General features: G+C 49.3%; 20 protein-coding genes. 7 read left to right on the top strand and 13 right to left on the bottom strand.

What is annotated here, in order from left to right; all coding sequences use genetic code 11:
* Positions 1-85: 85 nt before the first annotated feature.
* Together dut and coaBC are read right to left on the bottom strand one after the other, a co-directional pair.
* Entirely contained in the window at positions 86-544 is a 459-nt protein-coding gene (dut, locus tag LJN55_RS22920; protein WP_133846449.1) for a dUTP diphosphatase, read from the bottom strand.
* Positions 522-1,736 (bottom strand): bifunctional phosphopantothenoylcysteine decarboxylase/phosphopantothenate--cysteine ligase CoaBC, encoded by a 1,215-nt coding sequence (gene coaBC / locus LJN55_RS22915; protein WP_133846448.1) that lies wholly within the window; start codon positions 1,734-1,736, stop codon positions 522-524. The genes dut and coaBC overlap by 23 nt, the downstream gene beginning before the upstream one ends.
* Positions 1,737-1,925: 189 nt before the next feature.
* On the opposite strand from coaBC, the gene radC reads away from it, so the two are divergent.
* The 4 genes from radC to mutM all read left to right on the top strand — a co-directional run bounded on the left by radC (position 1,926) and on the right by mutM (position 4,237).
* Positions 1,926-2,597, top strand: coding sequence for a RadC family protein (radC, locus tag LJN55_RS22910; protein WP_133846447.1), 672 nt, complete (start codon positions 1,926-1,928; stop codon positions 2,595-2,597).
* A gap of 297 nt (positions 2,598-2,894) precedes the next feature.
* Positions 2,895-3,131: a 50S ribosomal protein L28 gene (gene rpmB, locus LJN55_RS22905; protein WP_062746922.1), complete on the top strand. Its 237-nt coding sequence runs from the start codon at positions 2,895-2,897 to the stop codon at positions 3,129-3,131.
* Positions 3,132-3,147: 16 nt separating this feature from the next.
* Positions 3,148-3,315 (top strand): 50S ribosomal protein L33, encoded by a 168-nt coding sequence (rpmG, locus tag LJN55_RS22900; protein ID WP_001051798.1) that lies wholly within the window; start codon positions 3,148-3,150, stop codon positions 3,313-3,315.
* A 112-nt stretch (positions 3,316-3,427) separates the two neighbouring features.
* Complete coding sequence (gene mutM, locus LJN55_RS22895) at positions 3,428-4,237, top strand: bifunctional DNA-formamidopyrimidine glycosylase/DNA-(apurinic or apyrimidinic site) lyase (protein WP_227535397.1); 810 nt, start codon at positions 3,428-3,430, stop codon at positions 4,235-4,237.
* A gap of 11 nt (positions 4,238-4,248) precedes the next feature.
* Here the strand turns inward: mutM and coaD are convergent, their stop codons facing one another.
* The 7 genes from coaD to rfaQ form a co-directional block, all read right to left on the bottom strand.
* On the bottom strand, positions 4,249-4,725 hold the full coding sequence (coaD, locus tag LJN55_RS22890) for a pantetheine-phosphate adenylyltransferase (protein ID WP_227535395.1): 477 nt from the start codon (positions 4,723-4,725) through the stop codon (positions 4,249-4,251).
* Positions 4,722-5,498 carry a glycosyltransferase family 2 protein gene (locus tag LJN55_RS22885; RefSeq protein ID WP_133846444.1) on the bottom strand — a complete coding sequence of 259 codons (777 nt, stop codon included), beginning with the start codon at positions 5,496-5,498 and terminating at the stop codon, positions 4,722-4,724. Before LJN55_RS22885 ends, coaD begins: the two co-directional genes overlap by 4 nt.
* Positions 5,499-6,773, bottom strand: coding sequence for a lipid IV(A) 3-deoxy-D-manno-octulosonic acid transferase (gene waaA, locus LJN55_RS22880; RefSeq protein WP_133846492.1), 1,275 nt, complete (start codon positions 6,771-6,773; stop codon positions 5,499-5,501).
* Positions 6,774-6,906: 133 nt separating this feature from the next.
* Positions 6,907-7,908, bottom strand: coding sequence for a glycosyltransferase (locus LJN55_RS22875; RefSeq protein ID WP_227535394.1), 1,002 nt, complete (start codon positions 7,906-7,908; stop codon positions 6,907-6,909).
* Between the two features lie 165 nt (positions 7,909-8,073).
* Positions 8,074-9,180: a glycosyltransferase gene (locus tag LJN55_RS22870; protein WP_227535392.1), complete on the bottom strand. Its 1,107-nt coding sequence runs from the start codon at positions 9,178-9,180 to the stop codon at positions 8,074-8,076.
* 3 nt (positions 9,181-9,183) lie between these two features.
* On the bottom strand, positions 9,184-10,311 hold the full coding sequence (locus tag LJN55_RS22865; protein ID WP_227535391.1) for a glycosyltransferase family 4 protein: 1,128 nt from the start codon (positions 10,309-10,311) through the stop codon (positions 9,184-9,186).
* Complete coding sequence (gene rfaQ, locus LJN55_RS22860) at positions 10,308-11,381, bottom strand: putative lipopolysaccharide heptosyltransferase III (protein ID WP_227535390.1); 1,074 nt, start codon at positions 11,379-11,381, stop codon at positions 10,308-10,310. Before rfaQ ends, LJN55_RS22865 begins: the two co-directional genes overlap by 4 nt.
* Positions 11,382-11,541: 160 nt before the next feature.
* Between rfaQ and LJN55_RS22855 the strand changes: the two genes are divergently transcribed.
* From LJN55_RS22855 to LJN55_RS22845, 3 genes are all read left to right on the top strand, one after another.
* Positions 11,542-12,498, top strand: a complete 957-nt coding sequence (locus LJN55_RS22855) for a polysaccharide deacetylase family protein (RefSeq protein WP_227535389.1) — start codon at positions 11,542-11,544, stop codon at positions 12,496-12,498.
* A gap of 163 nt (positions 12,499-12,661) precedes the next feature.
* Positions 12,662-12,829 (top strand): hypothetical protein, encoded by a 168-nt coding sequence (locus LJN55_RS22850; protein ID WP_265105987.1) that lies wholly within the window; start codon positions 12,662-12,664, stop codon positions 12,827-12,829.
* A gap of 468 nt (positions 12,830-13,297) precedes the next feature.
* Entirely contained in the window at positions 13,298-14,704 is a 1,407-nt protein-coding gene (locus LJN55_RS22845; RefSeq protein WP_227535388.1) for an O-antigen ligase family protein, read from the top strand.
* A gap of 52 nt (positions 14,705-14,756) precedes the next feature.
* Here LJN55_RS22845 and LJN55_RS22840 read toward each other — a convergent pair whose 3' ends face one another.
* The 4 genes from LJN55_RS22840 to rfaF all read right to left on the bottom strand — a co-directional run bounded on the left by LJN55_RS22840 (position 14,757) and on the right by rfaF (position 18,861).
* Positions 14,757-15,668 (bottom strand): GNAT family N-acetyltransferase, encoded by a 912-nt coding sequence (locus LJN55_RS22840; RefSeq protein ID WP_227535387.1) that lies wholly within the window; start codon positions 15,666-15,668, stop codon positions 14,757-14,759.
* Positions 15,669-15,705: 37 nt separating this feature from the next.
* A complete protein-coding gene (locus LJN55_RS22835) occupies positions 15,706-16,467 on the bottom strand; it encodes a glycosyltransferase family 25 protein (RefSeq protein ID WP_227535386.1) in 762 nt (253 codons plus the stop codon).
* Positions 16,468-16,848: 381 nt separating this feature from the next.
* Positions 16,849-17,814, bottom strand: coding sequence for a lipopolysaccharide heptosyltransferase RfaC (rfaC, locus tag LJN55_RS22830; protein ID WP_227535385.1), 966 nt, complete (start codon positions 17,812-17,814; stop codon positions 16,849-16,851).
* Complete coding sequence (rfaF, locus tag LJN55_RS22825) at positions 17,815-18,861, bottom strand: ADP-heptose--LPS heptosyltransferase RfaF (RefSeq protein ID WP_227535384.1); 1,047 nt, start codon at positions 18,859-18,861, stop codon at positions 17,815-17,817.
* Positions 18,862-18,869: the final 8 nt, after the last annotated feature.

Here is an 18,869-nt window from a genome sequence, read left to right as displayed (position 1 = left end):
AAAACGGGCAAAGGCCCACACAACGTCCGTGAACGCGTGGTCACGGCGAGTCAATTCAGATTATCGTTGTGCGGCCCGTGGAGAATTACTGGCGACCAGAATGGCCGAAACCACCTTCACCACGCACGCTGGTGTCAAAGTCGTTGACCAGATTGAACTCGGCCTGGACGACAGGCACGAAAACCATCTGCGCAATACGTTCGCCGGGTTCGATAGTAAAGGAGTCTTGCCCACGGTTCCAGACGGAAACCATCAGTTGACCCTGATAATCGGAATCGATCAAACCGACCAGGTTACCCAGAACGACGCCATGCTTATGCCCCAGCCCGGAACGCGGCAGGATCACGGCAGCCAGCTGTGGGTCAGCAATATGAATCGCTAAACCCGTTGGCACCAGCGTTGTTACACCAGGCTCAAGCACAAAGGCTTCATCCAGGCAGGCACGCAAATCAAGCCCGGCAGAACCTGACGTGGCGTAGGTTGGCAGGGGGAAGTCGGTGCCGACTCGCGCATCAAGAATCTTAACGTCGATTTTTTTCATCATAAAGGCTGACAATCTCGTCTAATAGCTGTTGGCCAAGGAGTGTCTTATCGCAGAGCGGTAAGGCTTTATCTCCCTCCTGCCAAAAAAGGTGAAGAGCATTGGTATCACTGTTGAAACCCTGCCCGGTTTTGGCTACATCATTGGCGCAGATCAAGTCCAGATTCTTGCGCGTCCGTTTTTGTTGTGCGTATTCTTCCACATTCTGGGTTTCAGCGGCAAATCCTACAACATACGGTCTGTCGTGCGGCATCGCTGCAACACCTGCCACAATATCGGGATTTTTTATCATTCGCAGGGTGATTTCTTCGCCCTGTTTTTTGATTTTTTCTTCCGCCACTGCCGCCGCCCTGTAGTCGGCTACTGCCGCACAACCAATAAAGATCTGTTGAGCGGCTGCCTGCGCCATCACTGCCTGCTGCATGTCCAGCGCCGAAGTGACATCAATACGATTAACGCCTGCCGGTGTCGGCAACGTAACCGGGCCCGCCACCAGCGTGACGCTGGCACCGCGTTGCGCCGCCGCCGCCGCAATAGCAAACCCCATCTTTCCTGAGCTGTGATTGCTGATAAAACGCACCGGATCGAGTGCTTCCCGGGTCGGGCCGGCGGTGATCATAATATTGAGATGTTGCAGATCGTTGACGGGAGCAGCCCAGTTTATCGCCAGGTCAACAATTGCCAGCGGGTCGAGCATACGCCCTGGGCCGATATCGCCACAGGCCTGGCTGCCGCTGTCAGGGCCCCAAACCAGCACTCCGCGTTGTGCCAGCAGTTGTACATTATGCTGGGTAGGCAGTGCGCGGTACATCTGCTGGTTCATTGCCGGGACAATTGCCACCGGTGCTGCCGTTGCGAGGCAAAGGGTCGTCACCAGGTCGTTCGCCATACCCGCGGCAACACGAGCGATCAGGTCCGCAGTTGCAGGGGCAAGGATGACCAGATCTGCCCATTTCCCCAATTCAATATGACCCATAGCGGCCTCAGCAGCCGGGTCGAGTAAATCGTCGGAAACCGGATAGCCAGATACAGCCTGCAAACTGAGTGGGGTGATAAAGGCTTTCGCTGCGTGAGTCATGACGACACGTACTTCTGCGCCACGGTCGCGTAACCTGCGTACCAGTTCAGGGGTTTTATAGGCAGCGATACCCCCACTGACGCCAAGAACAATACGTTTTCCGGTTAATCCCATCATGTTGCTGTTCGCCTTCTGTTTAGCCTGCCCGGTGCTCTCGCGCCGTAATCTGATTATTTTATCACACTCCGGCGGGCGGGTTAGCACCACACATTTTTTGCGAGCTGGCGCGTAAAGTCAGCACATCGCAATAGGATACTACTGTATATAATGCCATGCTTTTTTATCTTCAGGAAGGAGAAACGGCAGATGGATGAGAACTGGATGGGGTTACCCCCGCGTGAAAAATTGTTGAAATGTGGCGCACAAACGCTAAGTGATGTTGAACTGCTGGCTATTTTCCTGCGCATCGGAACGCGTGGGGTCCACGTGATGACGCTGGCGCAGCGGTTGCTTGACGTATTTGGCTCGTTACACCAATTGATGACGGCACCCGCCGAAGATTTTCAGGCGATTCACGGTATCGGCATGGCAAAATATGCGCAACTCAATGCGGTGGCCGAACTCGCCCGGCGCTGCTTTACCTGCCAGCAGGCATTGGAAAACCGTGTTGTCAGCAGTGCTGAACAGATGCTGGATTTTCTTAACAGCTCACTGGCGCACCGGGAAAGGGAGATTTTCCAGGTGGTCTTTTTTGATAATCAGCATCGGGTCATTCATACCAGTGAAATGTTCAGTGGCACGCTCAACAGCGTTGAAGTGCACCCCCGTGAGATTATACGCGAAGCGCTAAAACGCAATGCAGCGGCGGTCATTCTGGCGCATAATCACCCATCCGGGCTGGCAGAACCCAGCCGCGCCGATCGTGATATAACGCAGCAAATTGTGCGTGCCTGTACCCTGATGAATATCCGGGTACTTGACCATATGGTGATCGGGCGAGGTGAGTATGTGTCTTTTGCTGAGCGGGGATGGCTATAATGAGTGGGCTGTTATTTAACCGTTTTACGATTTAGTTCAGGAATTACAGTGCATAAACCGGATGCTTCCTGTACAAAAAAGACAAATGTACGCGATCCTTAGGGATCTTTATCTGTTCGGGACTTGAGCGGTCGCGCTTCAGGGCGTATACTACGCCACCTTTGAGAATCTCGGGTTTGGCGTTTGAGCCTACTCAGCGGGTTCACATAGAACTCGCCTGGATGGGCTATAAGCCTGACGAGGCGGCCAGAACCTTATTTTTAAAGCTCGAGCTGATTTGATTTTTGGAGAATAGACATGTCACGAGTCTGCCAAGTAACTGGCAAGCGTCCGGTAACGGGTAACAACCGTTCCCACGCAATGAACGCGACGAAACGCCGTTTCCTGCCGAACCTGCACTCTCATCGTTTTTGGATTGAGAGCGAAAAGCGCTTCGTTACACTGCGCGTATCTGCCAATGGCATGCGCGTAATTGATAAAAAGGGTATTGATACGGTCTTGGCCGATCTCCGTGCCCGCGGTGAGAAGTACTAAGGTAAGGAACTGAAACATGGCTAAAGGTATTCGTGAGAAGATCAAGCTGGTTTCTTCTGCTGGTACAGGTCACTTCTATACCACCACGAAGAACAAACGTACTAAGCCGGAAAAATTGGAACTGAAGAAATTCGATCCAGTTGTCCGCCAGCACGTGATCTATAAAGAAGCTAAGATTAAGTAATTAATCTCAGTGGATGAAAAACCCGGCCCCGGCCGGGTTTTTTTGTTTCTGGGGTTTTCTGTATAGTACGCTGCAGTGTGAAAAATAGGCCAGGCGCTACGGAGGCGAGGCAATGCCAGAGTTACCAGAGGTCGAAACCAGTCGACGCGGGATCGAGCCACATCTTGTTGGAGCAACGATTCTGCATGCAGTGGTGCGTAATGCACGCCTTCGCTGGCCTGTTTCGCAAGAAATCCATGCTCTGAGTGACCAGCCCGTTCTGAGCGTCCAGCGCCGTGCTAAATATCTGCTGCTGGAACTGCCAACAGGCTGGATCATTGTGCATCTTGGAATGTCGGGCAGCCTGCGCGTATTGCCGGAAGACCTGCCTGCGGCAAAGCACGATCATGTTGATCTTGTCATGAGCAACGGTAAGGTTCTGCGTTATACCGATCCACGCCGCTTTGGTGCCTGGTTGTGGTGTCCTGACCTTTCCGCCAGCTCTGTGCTGTCGCATCTGGGGCCAGAGCCGCTTAGCGAGGATTTTTCAGCCGCATATCTGTTTGAAAAATCACGGGGTAAGCGTACAGCGGTCAAACCCTGGTTGATGGATAACAAAGTGGTGGTGGGCGTGGGAAATATCTACGCAAGTGAATCGCTGTTTGTGGCGGGGATCTTACCCGATCGTCCTGCAATGGACTTAACTGAAGCCGACACCGGGCTGCTGGTTGCCACCATCAAAGCGGTCCTGCTGCGTTCTATTGAGCAAGGTGGTACTACCTTACGCGACTTTCTACAAAGTGACGGTAAGCCCGGGTATTTTGCGCAGGAACTGCAGGTTTATGGCCGTGCGGGTGAACCTTGCCGACAGTGCGGCATGCCAATCGAGAGCAGTAAGCACGGGCAGCGCAGCACCTTTTTCTGCCGTCACTGCCAGCAGTAAGCCGCTCTTGCTCAGAGTTTCGCTTTCAGTGCCTCATACACCGTGGCAGGCAGGAACGCCTGGACTTCCCCTCCGTGGCGCGCCACCTCTTTCATCAGGGATGAAGAGATAAAGGACCAGGCTTCGGAAGGCATCAAAAATACGCTTTCCAGCGTGGGCATCAGGTGACGGTTCATATGCGCCAGTTGCAGTTCGTATTCAAAATCAGACACCGCCCGCAGGCCACGTACCAGCACATTGGCCTGCTGCGCTTTGGCAAAGTTAGCCATCAAGTCACTGAATCCCACCACTTCAACATTCGGCAGATGTGCCACCACTTCGCTTGCCAGCGCGACGCGTTCCTCCAGTGAGAACATAGGCTTCTTACTCGGGCTTGCCGCCACCGCCAGTATGATGTGATCAAACATCAGCGCGGCGCGGGTCACGATATCGAGGTGCCCGTTGGTCATTGGATCAAAGGTACCGGGGTAAATGGCTTTGGTGCTCATAGTCTGCCGTTCCTGGATGCGTGATTAAGAGCCCAGAGGGCCGTGTATTTATTGAAAGTATATTGTGCATTGACCACGGCCAGCAGCCAGCCCTGTTTACCATCAAGAAAACCCGCACGCAGTACCAGTGTCTTCAGAAAAGCGCCGATGGTATGGCCAAAAATAGCCGCGATACCGCAGCGTTTGCCTTGCTGATGGCGTTGTTTCGCCCAGGCTTCCGCATAGGCGAATTGTTTCCACTGGAATGCAGAGAAGTCCCGACAGGTCAGATGCAGCAGATCGCCGCGTAACGGTGTGGCTTTCGTTTGCGCCGTTTCCAGCGATTCATGTACCTGGTTATCGTTGTATTGATATTGACGGGGGTACAGGCGGGTGACTCGGTCAGGATACCAACCACTGTGACGCATAAAACGCCCCAGGAACAGGTTGCGCCGTGCAATGCTGTACACTGTGGAAGATGGCGGCTGTTCCAGCACCTTTTCAATGGTTTGTTTTAGTTCAGGAGTGACGCGCTCATCGCTGTCGATCATCAAAATCATCGGATGGCTGGCATAGCTCTGTGCCAGCTGGCGCTGTTTACCATATCCATGCCACTCCTCAGAGTGAAAGACCTTTGCGCCATGGCGGCTCGCAATGTCCGGGGTACCATCGCTGCTACCTGAGTCGAGCAGGATGATCTCATCTGCCCAACTGATTGACTCAAGACATTCTGGCAGCAGGTCTGCCGCATCTTTGGCAATAATCACTACCGACAGTGTCTGGCGTGAACGCATTTAATGATTCCGCTGTGGCAGATGAGGTTCAAGTAAATGTAGCAGACGTTGTAATGCACCCTGATTCTGGTGGAGCACATCAACGGCATGACGGCCGTAGTAAAGGCGGTAATCTTCATCCGTCAGCAGGGTACCAATCTCTTTATCCAGCGAGTCGGCATCGGTCACGGTGATCATGCCATCGGCCTGCTGCAGGCGTGCACAGATATCTTTAAAGTTAAAGATATGTGGCCCCATCAACACCGGAATGGCATGCGCAGCCGGTTCCAGCGGATTGTGGCCACCACGCTCAACCAGACTGCCACCGACAAAGGCGAGGTCGGCAATACCGTACAACAGCATCAGTTCGCCCATCGTATCGCCAATGACGACCTGAGTACTGCCAGAGGGGATTTCACCGCTGCTGCGTAAGGTATAGCTGAACCCGGCTTTTTGGGTCAGTGCGCGTGCGGTATCGAAACGTTCCGGATGGCGTGGCACCAAAATCAGCAGCAGGCTGGGGAAACGTTCCAGTAGCTTACGGTGTGCTTCCAGAATGATGCTCTCTTCGCCTTCATGGGTACTGGTCGCAATCCAGACCGGACGACGGGGTGCCCACTGACGGCGCAAGGTGATAGCACGTGCCGCCAACTCAGGTGTGACAGAAATATCAAATTTCAGGCTACCGGTAACTGAAAGCTGTGAGCGCTTGACGCCCAGACCGATAAAACGCTCGCCATCTTCCTGATTCTGCGCGGCAATCAGTGTGATGCGTTGCAGCAGGCGTTTCATGAATTTGCCGATCTTTGCATAACCCTTTGCTGAACGTTCAGACAGGCGCGCATTGGCGATGACCAGAGGGATTTTACGGGCATGCAGTTGAGTGATCATATTGGGCCATAGTTCGGTTTCCATAATGATCACCAGTCGCGGACGAACGGTATCGAAGAAGCGATTCATTGCGCCGGGTAGGTCGTAGGGCAGGTAAACGTGATGAACATCTTTGCCAAATGCCGAACTGGCGCGCTCCGATCCCGTCGGGGTCATGGTGGTGACGACAATCGGCAGGTCGGGGTAGCGATGGCGCAACGCACGAACCAGAGGGATCGCCGCCAGTGTCTCACCGACCGATACGGAGTGCAGCAGAATACCCTCTGGCTTCACTTTCCCCGTGCAAAATCCATAACGTTCAGCCCAGCGTTTACGGTAGGCAGGAGCCTTTCGACCACGTAGCCAGAGGCGCAGCCAGATGAGAGGCTGAATGAGATACAGCAAGGCGGTATAAATGGTAATCATCACATTGTTTTCAGTTGAACAGAGACATATGCCCAGGGATAGCCGAAAAAAGAGAAACAATGCGGCATGTTAGCAGATAAGTGAGGCCTGCTCACACTACTTCATTGTAGGGAGCCTGCTGTCGTTAGCAGGCTTAACTTTTACGGAGGTTTTTGCGCCATAGCAGCAGGCGAGTCAGCCACAGGAGCAGTTGGTACCACTGCTTAATACCGCGTGCATTGCGTAGCATGCGGAGATGAGTCTGTGTACGCCAGATGTCGGCAATCATGGCCTGTTTTGCGGCCTGGTTTGGTTCACGCCGGATGGCATGACAAACACTTAGCGCTTCCCGGGTTATCTGCCAATGTAGAGGCCGATAAATTTTGACTTTGTCCTGATAGCGCTGATTAATTTTTTCCAGCAGATGGCAAATTTTCAAATAATGGCGTTGGTATATCACATCAGCCCGACCGGTTCGACGGCGATTGCTGATGGATTGTTGATGGATAAGATACCGATAGAGTGTTTGTTCTGTGTAGCGCACGCGGCGCGCGTTCAGCATAAATTCAGTGGTCCAGGGAATATCCTGGTGATGCAGTCCGGGGACAAATTGCAGTCCGGCCTCCTTGATTAAGGAGGCTCGGTAGATCCCCAGCCAAACGACATGTAAATAGCGGCGGGTTTTTAATGCCCGATTTAGCCATGTGCAACCATCCATGACGCAGGTTGAGCGCAAACGGTTTAGGGGCAATAGTACTTGGCCTGCATCCGTAGGTGAGTTGGCGCGCAGGGCGTTGCATTGTACGGCATCAAGATCATCAGCGAGTGCCAGCATCACCAGGGTGTCGTAAAGTTTCGGGTCGAGTATATCGTCAGCATCAGGGAATGCGACATACTTCCCCCGAGCCCTTTGCAGCCCGGCATTGCGTGCACGCGAAACGCCGCCGTTTTCCTGATGGATAACCTGGATATTGGTTGCCTGACTGGCATATTGATCTGCTCGCTCACCTGAACCATCTGTTGAACCATCATCAACAATAATGATTTCCAGATCCTGGAAGGTCTGCCTGAGCAAGGAGGCCATAAATGGATCAAATAACACTCCCGCATTATGTAACGGAACAATGACACTAAGCAGAGGGGATAATGACGGCATAGACAGAGTCGCTTGTCTGAGAAATTTCAATTTATTTTAATTTCAATTAGTTAAATAATGCTACAGATTTCAGCAGATTTTTGCGTTATGGGTTGGATTAGTGCTGCCTGAGTATGTAATGGGCAGCGGCACCGCAGACATAGTATTACCGTTACTCGCGAGTCATCAGGTAGGCAGTTTTTTAAGTGCAAGATATTGCTGACAAATGTGCTGCAAATCGTAACCCATTAATTGCTGATGATCGATTTTCGGTGGCGAGTGATAGATTTGTGCCAGTTTAGTGGCCAGTGAATCACTTGTTAACCCTGACAGCGCATCATTCATACCTACTCTTTCCAGTATTTCGGCGGGCCCTCCGGGGCATCGAGTACTAACAACCGGCGTCCCACAGAGTAACGCTTCAACAAGCACATTGCCGAAGCCTTCGCTGTCGGAACTGAGCACTAATACTTTCGCATGTTTGATTAATGGGTAAGGGTTGGCCTGAAAACCAGCGAAAATAACACGGTCAGCTATGCCAAGTTCCTGTGCCTGCTGTTTAACTGCCGTGATTTGCTGCTCATCTCCCGTTCCTGCCAGGACTAATTTTGCGGGTATTCCTGATTTCGCAAACGCCTTCAGCAAACGATCATGACGTTTATGGGGGTGGAAACGTCCGACGTGGACCACATAAGGTTCTTCTGTGCGCAAAAAAGGTTGAGCGGATTGAGTAAGTATTGTGCTGATATCAAAAGGATTATTAATCACTGCCAAACATCGCGGAGAAACCAGCAGATTTTGCGTCAAATCTTCTGCAACAGCTTTTGAAACCGCAACGATGTTTTTCTGCTGATACACCTTGGCTGTTTTGCGCTTTTTTAGCCAATGATCTAACCCACTGCGGTGCCCAAGATACGAGTTTGAAAGAATACCGTGGATGCAAAACCATAGTTTTTCAGCGGCCAGACGCTTGCAACGGGCAACAATGCGGTCGGTTTTATGCAAATGAGAGAAAATGAGATCATAAAATCCGTTCTGTTTTTCTCTGTTGGCGACTGCCTGGTCGAGTGCGGTAGCTCGGCGGCTGAGTTCGGTCATTTTATGCCAGGGGGCGCTGCTATGGTTCTCTATCACCTGGTAGTCGATTCCGTCAGGCAGTGTGTAATGACAAACATCACGCAATGAAAACAGGCTGATCTGATGGCCCATCTGTTGCATACCTTCGCACAGTGTCAGGACAACTTTCTCCGCACCACCACCGGGTAATCCATCGATAATCATTAAGATACGCATCGGTTAATCCAATATTTTTTGATAAAGAGAGATGAGCTGTTGAGATAAATGCTGGGGAGAAGAACCCATCACGCGTTCACGCGCCTGTCTTGCCATTTCACTGCCGATGGCCTGGTCAGGCAATGCCATCACCGCATCTCGCAGGGAGGTAATATCCAGTGCATCGCAGACATAGCCATTTTCCCCTTCTTTAATAAATTCGCTACCGCCACAGCTGGTGGTTGTGATCACGGGTAAACCACATGCCATTGCTTCAAGAACAACATTGGGGAAAGGGTCATACAGAGTCGGCAATAGCAGGCCATCGCATGCCTGATACCATGGCCGCGTGTCCGTTTGCATACCCGTGAAGATAACCCGTTCAGCGCAGCCCAGTTTGTTGGCTAATGCGCGATACTGCTTCTCGGCTTTATCCTGACCGACAACGACAAGATAACGGTCAGTCCCTGCAATGGCTTTGATAGCTGCAGCCAGCCCTTTTCGTTCGAAACCTGAACCGACGTAGATCAGTACGCAGGCATTGAGTGGTAGAGCAAGCCGGGTGCGAAGTTCATGACGCTCGGCGTCATCGACGGGAGTAAATTGAGTCGTATTGATAGCGTTATAAATGACATGGATTTTGTCGCTGGCAACGCCAAAACGCTCGATAATTTCATCTTTCACCATCTGAGCATTACAGATGACGGCTTTGAGTTCTTGAGCCTGATACATCTCTCGTTCAGCCTTCATCACATAACGATGATAGCGATTGCTCATGAGCAGTTTTTGCTGCCAGGTGGGCAGAACGAGTGAACGTTGTTCCAGCCATCGTTGGTGAACACCATCTCCGGCACGATAAATATCACAACCCGCAATACGTTCGTGACTTTGAACGATATCAAATTTCTCACGTTGCCAGAGGGTTCTTGCCGCGTCGGCAAATCCGCGCTCGCGGCTGATGCGTCCCCATTTAAACGGATCGCACAGATGAATTTTCCAGTTATTCTGGTGCTGACCTTGCCACTGACGCGTGATGACGTTGAGATCCATCGCCTGATTATCCAGCGCTTCCAGTGCACGTGAGATAAAGCGTTCAGCACCCCCATCGGGACGATATTTCTGGCGCACAATCGCCAGCCGAATCGGTGTCATGCCAGTAATCTCCTTGCGCTGCTTAGCACGGTTTCCACTGGAATAGCATCCAGATAACGCTCTTCTGTTTTGGTATCGACAGCATCCGGTTCTGGCAGCAGGACATAATCCCCAGCCCAAATCACCTCTCCGTTCACCTGCCATGGCCGCCAGGACGTCAGTTTTGATGGACCAAAGAGAGCGATACATGGGGTTTGTAATGAGGCAGCCATATGCATGGGAACCGAGTCTACACCGATAAACAGTTCCGCCGAGTCAATCAGGGCCGCCAACTGATTCAGTGTCAGCTGGCCAGCCAGGGAAAAAACATTGCCACGTGATGAGAGGTTACCAAGGATGGTGTCGACCATCGCCAGTTCTTTGCGATCGGGGCCGGAGGTCAGGACAATGGTATGCCCTTCATCCTGGAGTGCCTGAATGACGGCTGCCATATTGCTCTCACTCCAGCATTTGAAAAACCATCGTGAAGTAGGCTGTACGACAATATATTTAGTCACACCAGTGAGGCGCTGTAGCACAGACTGGCGGTCGCTATCTGCATAATACATGCCGACAGTGCTGTCGATATTAGGCAGTTGAAGAGGCTCCAGCAGTGACAAATTTTGTTCGACGGTATGCAAATTATGATGTGTGTTTGTCGGAACTAACTGAGTATGGCAGTACTGCCAGAGAACACCACGACGTTTGGGAAAATCAAAACCCAGCCGTACAGGAGCCTTCGTCAATCGGGTAATCACCGCGCTAATCCACTGATCGGCAAGATTTACGACAATATCATAACGCTGTTTCCTGATTTTTTTGATCAGGTGACATTCCTGTCGCAGCTGAAAGCGAATCCCCTGTTTCTTCCACGCGCGATCAATGGCATAAATTTTGTTGATATCCGGGTGATAAGCCAGCATGGCACGCGTTTCTTCATACAGTAATACATCGATCTCGGCATTGGGCCAGGCCGCTTTCAACGAGTGGATAACCGGAGTGGTTAATAGCATATCGCCATGATGACGAAACTTGATCACCAGAATGCGGGCAGCTTGGTGTGGAGGAAGTGGCAGGTCCTGATGTTTCATACGAGATCGCTGTTGAGTAAGCCAACCGCTGATTCTAAAGCAGTCATCGGGACGTGGCTAGTATCGCAGGCTGTAAGCTCATCACGGAGAGAATAACTTTGCGCAATTGGCGTTCGCTACGTAACATAACGGGCAGATAATTTTCACTGCAGGAAGGAAAATGGGTAAGCCCGCGTTTCTCATCACCATCGATACTGAAGGCGATAACCTTTGGCAGAATCATGATCGTATTACGACCGAAAATGCTCGGTTTTTGCCCCGTTTCCAGCAGTTGTGTGAAAAATATGCGTTCAAACCGACCTGGTTGACCAACTATGAAATGGCGATCGATCCCGTCTATATTGCGTTTGCTCGCGATGTGATAGCGCGTGAGAGCGGCGAGATTGGCATGCATTTACATGCCTGGAATAGCCCGCCATTATCTGACCTGACCGGAGATGATTGGCGGTATAAGCCCTATCTGATTGAGTATCCTGCGGAGCAAATTCACAGCAAAGTTGCGTTTATGACGCAACTGCTGGAAGAGACGTTTCAGACGAAGATGTTGAGTCACCGTGCCGGGCGTTGGGCTTTTAATGAGTACTATGCGGCACTGCTGATTGAATATGGTTACGTCGTTGATTGTTCTGTAACACCCAAAGTTAACTGGCAGTTCTCACCCGGTGATCCGAAAGGTCATGGCGGAACAAATTACCAGCATTTTCCCGAGCGCGCCTATTTCATTGATGAAAAGGATATTTCAAAAGCAGGGGCTTCGTCTTTGCTGGAAGTTCCCATGAGCATTCAGTACAAACATTCGCCTCTTATGAATCAACTTAAATCAGTCTACGATAGTGCGCGTGGTAAAAAGCGCAGCCCTTCTGTTCACTGGCTACGGCCTGCGGGGGGCAATGTTGATCAGATGATTAACGTGGCAGAAAAAGCATTGGTGAACGGCAATGACTATGTCGAGTTTATGCTGCATTCTTCAGAGTTTATGCCAAAGGGAAGTCCAACATTCCAGACGGATGAAAGTATAGAGCAATTATATCGTGATCTGGAGAGCCTGTTCAGTTGGCTGCAATCTCGTACCATCGGTATGACGTTGTCCGAATATTATCAAAGTAAAGTGGGTTGATATCAGAGCTTGTTAGTGATTTTGTGTCACTGCGATCCTATTAAAGGTGATCGTTCAGGCAGTCAACGAATTCGATAATAAAGCGGTTCATCGCCATCCAGTATGATCCCGCTGTGTTGCAACGGATACCCTCCAACGTTTACAGATACCTGTGTGGATTGATGTGCTGAGTAATAATAAGATGCCGTGCAATACGACGGGTGGCTTACTGGCGGTACGTGATTTAACGCAGGATGATACAGGCTATATCATGGATTTGTTAGGTCGCAGTGAGGATCACTACTTGTCGAGTTTGTATCTGCTGACATGGCTGGTGCTGAAGGATTGCTAAGGGGCTGACGGAAAGTAATGAGCCTTTGCGGTGCAACCACACACCAATGGCGGATTCAGGGTTGAACTTGTTTGAATCAAATTGTTACGCTCTGTTTCTTTTTTTTCTCCCTTTTATGGATAAAAATAAGAGTGTACCCATAGAGTTCTTGAAGTGACAGCCTGACTGCGGCTAAACTGGAAGCCCTGTGTTGGTATCATTGCTTCATGAGAGCCAGATACCGGGTTAAGCCGTTCTCTAACGGGATTAAATTTGAAAAGCCACCTAAATGTAGGTGGCTTTTTTAAAAAAAAGAGCATGCGCAGGGAAAACGACGTCAGAAAGATTTTTGAGTTAATAATATAACACACGATTTTTGTGAGCAGAATATGGATATCTCTAAACCAGGCATATCACTAGGTAAATCTGGATATTTACAGGGAAGATAGGGCATAAGAATCAAGTAACTGAATGTTCAGAGGGGTTATTTTGCTTTCCATAAAGACTACAGGGCAGAAATATTTTATTTTTATTTTTTCTGTGCGTGCTGTTATTTCAATGCTGTTTTCATTTGTTATTATGCTGGCCATCGTTTGGCCAATTCCTAACAACTTGCTCCCTTTTCATCGTAATTTTTTACTCTACACCTCTTGCGTTATGACTCTGTTCCTGGTTATTAAACTCTCTGTGTATCCTCGTTTATGGCAGAGTTATATTCGCTCTATTTCGATAATATTACTATCGATAACGCTGATTGGTTTAATTTCGGGAATATTGTTTTCCCCTGATGTAAAACTTATGTTTAAGAACTGGAATGGCATGTGGGTACGACCTGTAATGCTATTTTTCCTTGGCCTCTATATTTATCCTGTCTTAAAACACGCATTTACTAACCTTACAGCAGAAAAATTTATCAGTATTATTGTTCTCTGTTTTTGTGTTAGTCCAATGTTACATGTGTTAAATATTATTTGGATATGGTATGAAACCGGAAATATCGCATTTGGGCAAACTGCACTCTTCAGAACCCGTACCGAACTCAGTATGCAGATCAATATGGTCGCGGTCATACTTATCGCAGAAGCGTTAAGAAGGGTGTTAAAATTTCAATCCGTACTCACGTTTAATAACGGGGTATTAGGTGGGTTGATTTCTTTAATGGTATTATCGACAATACTGGCAAATACGCGTTTCGGCACACTGGGTCTTGCCACTGGTATGGTTTCTATGTTTTTCCTGGTATTAGCCAAAGAAATAAACCACAGGAATAAATATAATTTACTTTTAGGTCTTGTGATATTATTGGCTGTTGTGTGTTCTATTTCATATGCCTCATGGAAAAATGATGCACGCTGGCGCACCATGGCCGAAGATGTAAAAATTGGCTGGAATGCCCCGGTAGACTCATCCTGTTTTGAGCTGAGTGACACGCATGCTGTCCCAAGCACGCTAAAGAGAGAAAATGGGACAAGCGTTGATAATTCAAACGCCTGTCGCCCTGCTTTTATCCATCAGGCATTGGAGTTAATAAAAGATCATCCGCTTGGTAACGGAGCCAGTAAAGATATCTATGGCAAGTTACTCAGGACTAAATATGCTAACAATGAGATTACTATCTCTCAAAGCCATAGTGGTTTGCTGGAAGTGGCGCTGCAGTATGGTATTGTTGGGCTTCTGCTCTGGTTGGCTTTCAATATCATAATAATTCGTCAGGCGTGGCGGTCTTATATAAAAAATAATGATGGATCCTCTCTCTTTTTATTAATATTTACCATTGGTTTCCTGAGCCGTTCAGTCGTCGACAGGAATCTAATCGATCACTTCTTCGAACAATTTATGTTTGTTACCGGAGTGCTTCTGAGTATTAATGTGATTAAATATTATAAAAATAATTGAATGTTGATATGCTGAATGATACCGGCTGCCATCAGGCAGCCGATATCATTAATTATAATGACCACACACGACGTAACGATTCTCGGTAGCACCACTGATCTTTATAAGATGAGCTCGGGTTGCCAAAGGAATAGCGCATGACCTTACCTTTTTTCTGACATAAATCCCATGCTTCACTAATGTTGATCCAACTCAGGATGGAACCGGGAGAGTACTCAGAAAATTGCTGGTCGACACCAATATTTATATAGTCAAATGTTATCCAGTTCGGACTTTCTGCCATGACAATAAGCTGAAATGCGCAGGGTGTTCCTTTAAAGAAAAGAATGTTGCCAAAAATATTATTGCGAAGCCCTTCTACAAATAAGACATTCAATTCTCTGTTAAGAGGATATTTCCCTCTTCGCATGTGATAAAGTTCAAAATAGATATCTATTAATTCTTTTGAATTAAAATCACAGTGAGGCCTGACTTCTCCCCCGGCTTCCAGAAATTTATTTAATTCTCGTTTTCTGGAATATTTAGCTTTGCGGGAAAATCCGCCTTCACCCATCCCTTTAGCCAGACAGATTTCACGTCCGGAATTCATTTTCACTGAACTGTTAATCACCTGCTGAGCATGCAACGCTGACAGCGTTTTTAGATAAGCAGGCAGCATTAACTGGCATTCAATGGGCAGAAGTAACTCATCACTGGGAACAGGAATACCTGATTCTTTCAGCATGCTGCGCGTGGGCAGTGAATTAGCCACTATTTTGTCGCGCCAGAAACAGATCGCACCTTGAATATGATTATCCGGGTGGCGGGAAACAAAGTATCGGGGTTGTAAATCAGCATGTCTATGCTGAAATTCCAGCGCATCAGGATGCGTTGAGAAATTACCGCCTAAAGTTTGATAAGCAAGCCGATAATCAGAGGAATCTGCTTCAACCCACCCAAACAATTTCATCTTTAACTTCAACACTGGCTCCCCTAACTGCTTATATAGCAGATAAAAATGTCTACTTCACTTTATCATTTTTAATGACTTTGTAATAGTGACGATAAAAAAAACGCCATAATATATCTTTGATTTTTACATTAATTGGGCGTCGGGCCTTAATTTCCTGCCACGCAATTTCATTATCACGCACAATATCTTCCTGGTTTCTGTGTGAAATAGTACTTGTTTCTGCAAGTTCATTCAAAAAACTGGCTTCAGGAATTAAACAGTTCACTTTTGCCACACCGTATTGTCGAATCAAAGACCATCGATCAGCGACTAACCAGACGGGGTATAGAAACGTTAATAGCGCTTCTGCTGCATCCTGTGTAATGACATAACTGCACGTCAAATCAGCCTCAGCTACAGGATAAACAGCGTTTTTTTCGAAGCGGTAAATCTCGCGATTCAGGTATTGTTTAGCCCGGTTCAGTAATATAATTTCACGGCCAGTGATATTTTTTTCAATGCTGGAAAGTACTGATGAAATATCTTCATTCAATACAACATCATCTTCAAGGATCAAGGCGACAGGGATATTATCTGTCACAATTTTACGATAAAGTTCAATATGGCTCAGTGCACACCCCAGCTCACCTGGTGTTCTCACTTCTGTCAGTTTACGAGAGTGTTTAATCACTTCTTCCCGGGTAAAATCCTTACCCGCTACCGCATTGAAAAACTCAAAATTCAGTCCCAGACTGTGGCATTGTTCCTGCATAAATGCTTTTCGGTCAATTGAGTTTGGGAGATTTATAATAAATGTTTTCATTTTTTCCATATGATCAGTTCCTATCAACATGCCCTAACCTGCGGGTGATTTATCGACAGTGATTTTCAATCATGCAGGCGAATGTCGTCATATCATCGTGATGCAGTCGGACTAAGCCATCGATACTACCAGAAGGGACGCCAGTATTTTCTCACGATCTCACTGACGTTTATAACACCATACTGATGACGGAAAATAGCCTTGTTTCGATCCCTGATATTTTTGGCATTTCAAAAAACGATAATCTTTTTCACCATAGCTTCCTTAATATTACTCATCATAACCGTAAAAGCGTAAAGAGCGCGCACGGCTCATAAAGAATAAGTTTGAATGGACTGTATAAGGCGTTCAATACCCTCATTTTCCCCGGATTAATAATGTGAAATTTCTTCATGAGATAACCTGTTGAACGGTATGCCAGACAATATTTACTTGAACGGTGGACATATTTTTTTCAGCCGAAATGATAGGATGCTGATTCTTCCCATATCCGCCAATCAACCCCGGATCGGTCGGGCCGTAAAGAGTAATGTTCGGACGGTCGAGCGCGGCAGTTAAGTGACTTAACCCGGTATCCACCGACACCACGGCACGAGCGCCGGCAAGCGTGCGGGCGACCTGTTCCAGCGTCAGCTTTGGCAGCACCTCGACAAAATCGAAGCCCTCTGCCAGCCGCAACGCGCGCTGATGCTCATGCTCTGCACCCCAGGGTAATTTAATCGTTAAACCTGAAGGCTGCATTAACTCGATCAGTTCGCGCCAGTGCGCTTCCGGCCAGTGCTTATTGTCGCGCGTGGTGGCGTGCAAAAACACCAGATACTGATTCGCATCGGCGGGGAGTGCCTGAGTAAAGTGCTGGGCGATAGCGTAATCGCCGATGGTTGTCGGGAGCGCATACCCCAGGCTTTTCGCAAACAGCTCGCGGGTGCGCTGAACGGCGTGCTGCTGTTTGCTGATTTCATGGCGTTTGTCATACCACCAACTGGCAAACGGCTCACGCGCGCTGCGGCTGTCCTGCCCATGTTTAACACCTTTCGCCAGACGTGTTACCAGCGCTGCGCTCTTAATCAGCCCTTGTGCATCAATGATCGCATCGTATTCGCGCGACTGAAGTGCACGTTTAAACACCACGCGTTCTTCGCGCGCCTGGCTGCCAAACCAGTGTTTGCGCCAGCGGCGGATGGCCACCGGTAATACCCGATCCACGGCCGGGTGCCAGGAAGGGATCTGAGCAAAACCCTCTTCCACTACCCAGTCAAAGCGAATCTCAGGGATAGCGCGCATGGCATCAGTCAGAGCAGGTAATGCGTGCAGTACATCCCCCATTGAGGATGTTTTAATAATCAAAACCCGCATTCAGACTCCATGCCGTGGGCAAAGCGTTGCCAGCTCAGTCATGACCCGCTCTGGCGTAATATCAATCAGGCTTTGGTGGTAACCTTCATCGGCATCACCTTTGCGAACTTTATGGTAACCCGTAATTAAACGGATCACGCGGGCTTTGCGGGACAGTGGCGGGGTAAAGTCCGGGCTGCTTGGCCCGTAGAGGGCGACCAGCGGGCGATCCAGAGCGGCAGCAATATGCATCAGGCCTGAATCGTTACTGACCACGGCATCACAGGCCGCCAGCAAAATGACGGCTTGTTCCAGCTGGGTTTCTCCGGCCAGGTTACGGCAGTGCTGGCGTGCATCTTCTGCCAGAGCCGCCAGAATCTGCTGCCCGGTTTCATTGTCTTTGGCGGAACCAAACAGGACCACCTGGTAGCCCTTGTCGATCAGGCGTTGTGCCAGGGTAGCATAGTGGTAATGTGGCCAGCGCTTAGCAGGGCCAAATTCCGCGCCAGGGCAGAACCCAATCATTGGGCGCCCGGAAGCAAGACCAAAGGCGCTGACGGTCGCCTGTTTTTCCGCTTCCTGCACCGCTAACTGCGGCCATAACAGTGGCTGTGGCAGATCGTCGGCGTGGTGGATACGTGCTTTATCGTACGCCAGCGCCACATAGCACTGGACCATCAGTGGGAATGCGGTTTTATCCAGTCGACGCAGATCGTTCAGCAACCCGTAACGCATCTCACCGCGCCAGCCTGTGCGGCGTGGGATAGCGGCAAAAAACGGAACGAGAGCGGATTTAAACGAGTTAGGCAGCACAAAGGCGCGGTCATAGCCGCTTGCCTTCAGCATTTTTCCCAGGCGGCGGCGTTCGGCTATCTCCAGAGCACCGTGGCCCAGTGGCATCGCCAGCGCCTCATTCACTTCCGGCATCCGTGACAATAACGGACGGCACCATGCAGGTGCCATCACATCAATGACGGCATCGGGGTGCTCGGCTTTGAGGCTGCGATAGAGACTTTGCGACATCATCATATCGCCGACCCACGATGGGCCGATAACCAGAATTTTCATTCCCGAAC

Source organism: Erwinia rhapontici, from assembly GCF_020683125.1.
Lineage (GTDB): Bacteria > Pseudomonadota > Gammaproteobacteria > Enterobacterales > Enterobacteriaceae > Erwinia > Erwinia rhapontici.
The sequence above is the reverse complement of the archived record's forward strand: the minus strand, read 5'-3'. Positions and strand labels throughout refer to the sequence as shown.

Bases quoted from the DNA above. Each gene is read 5' to 3' on its own strand.
- dut (WP_133846449.1), bottom strand. From the start codon at position 544: ATGATGAAAAAAATCGACGTTAAGATTCTTGATGCGCGAGTCGGCACC.
- coaBC (WP_133846448.1), bottom strand. From the start codon at position 1,736: ATGATGGGATTAACCGGAAAACGTATTGTTCTTGGCGTCAGTGGGGGT.
- radC (WP_133846447.1), top strand. From the start codon at position 1,926: ATGGATGAGAACTGGATGGGGTTACCCCCGCGTGAAAAATTGTTGAAA.
- rpmB (WP_062746922.1), top strand. From the start codon at position 2,895: ATGTCACGAGTCTGCCAAGTAACTGGCAAGCGTCCGGTAACGGGTAAC.
- rpmG (WP_001051798.1), top strand. From the start codon at position 3,148: ATGGCTAAAGGTATTCGTGAGAAGATCAAGCTGGTTTCTTCTGCTGGT.
- mutM (WP_227535397.1), top strand. From the start codon at position 3,428: ATGCCAGAGTTACCAGAGGTCGAAACCAGTCGACGCGGGATCGAGCCA.
- coaD (WP_227535395.1), bottom strand. From the start codon at position 4,725: ATGAGCACCAAAGCCATTTACCCCGGTACCTTTGATCCAATGACCAAC.
- LJN55_RS22885 (WP_133846444.1), bottom strand. From the start codon at position 5,498: ATGCGTTCACGCCAGACACTGTCGGTAGTGATTATTGCCAAAGATGCG.
- waaA (WP_133846492.1), bottom strand. From the start codon at position 6,773: ATGATTACCATTTATACCGCCTTGCTGTATCTCATTCAGCCTCTCATC.
- LJN55_RS22875 (WP_227535394.1), bottom strand. From the start codon at position 7,908: ATGCCGTCATTATCCCCTCTGCTTAGTGTCATTGTTCCGTTACATAAT.
- LJN55_RS22870 (WP_227535392.1), bottom strand. From the start codon at position 9,180: ATGCGTATCTTAATGATTATCGATGGATTACCCGGTGGTGGTGCGGAG.
- LJN55_RS22865 (WP_227535391.1), bottom strand. From the start codon at position 10,311: ATGACACCGATTCGGCTGGCGATTGTGCGCCAGAAATATCGTCCCGAT.
- rfaQ (WP_227535390.1), bottom strand. From the start codon at position 11,381: ATGAAACATCAGGACCTGCCACTTCCTCCACACCAAGCTGCCCGCATT.
- LJN55_RS22855 (WP_227535389.1), top strand. From the start codon at position 11,542: ATGGGTAAGCCCGCGTTTCTCATCACCATCGATACTGAAGGCGATAAC.
- LJN55_RS22835 (WP_227535386.1), bottom strand. From the start codon at position 16,467: ATGGAAAAAATGAAAACATTTATTATAAATCTCCCAAACTCAATTGAC.
- rfaC (WP_227535385.1), bottom strand. From the start codon at position 17,814: ATGCGGGTTTTGATTATTAAAACATCCTCAATGGGGGATGTACTGCAC.
- rfaF (WP_227535384.1), bottom strand. From the start codon at position 18,861: ATGAAAATTCTGGTTATCGGCCCATCGTGGGTCGGCGATATGATGATG.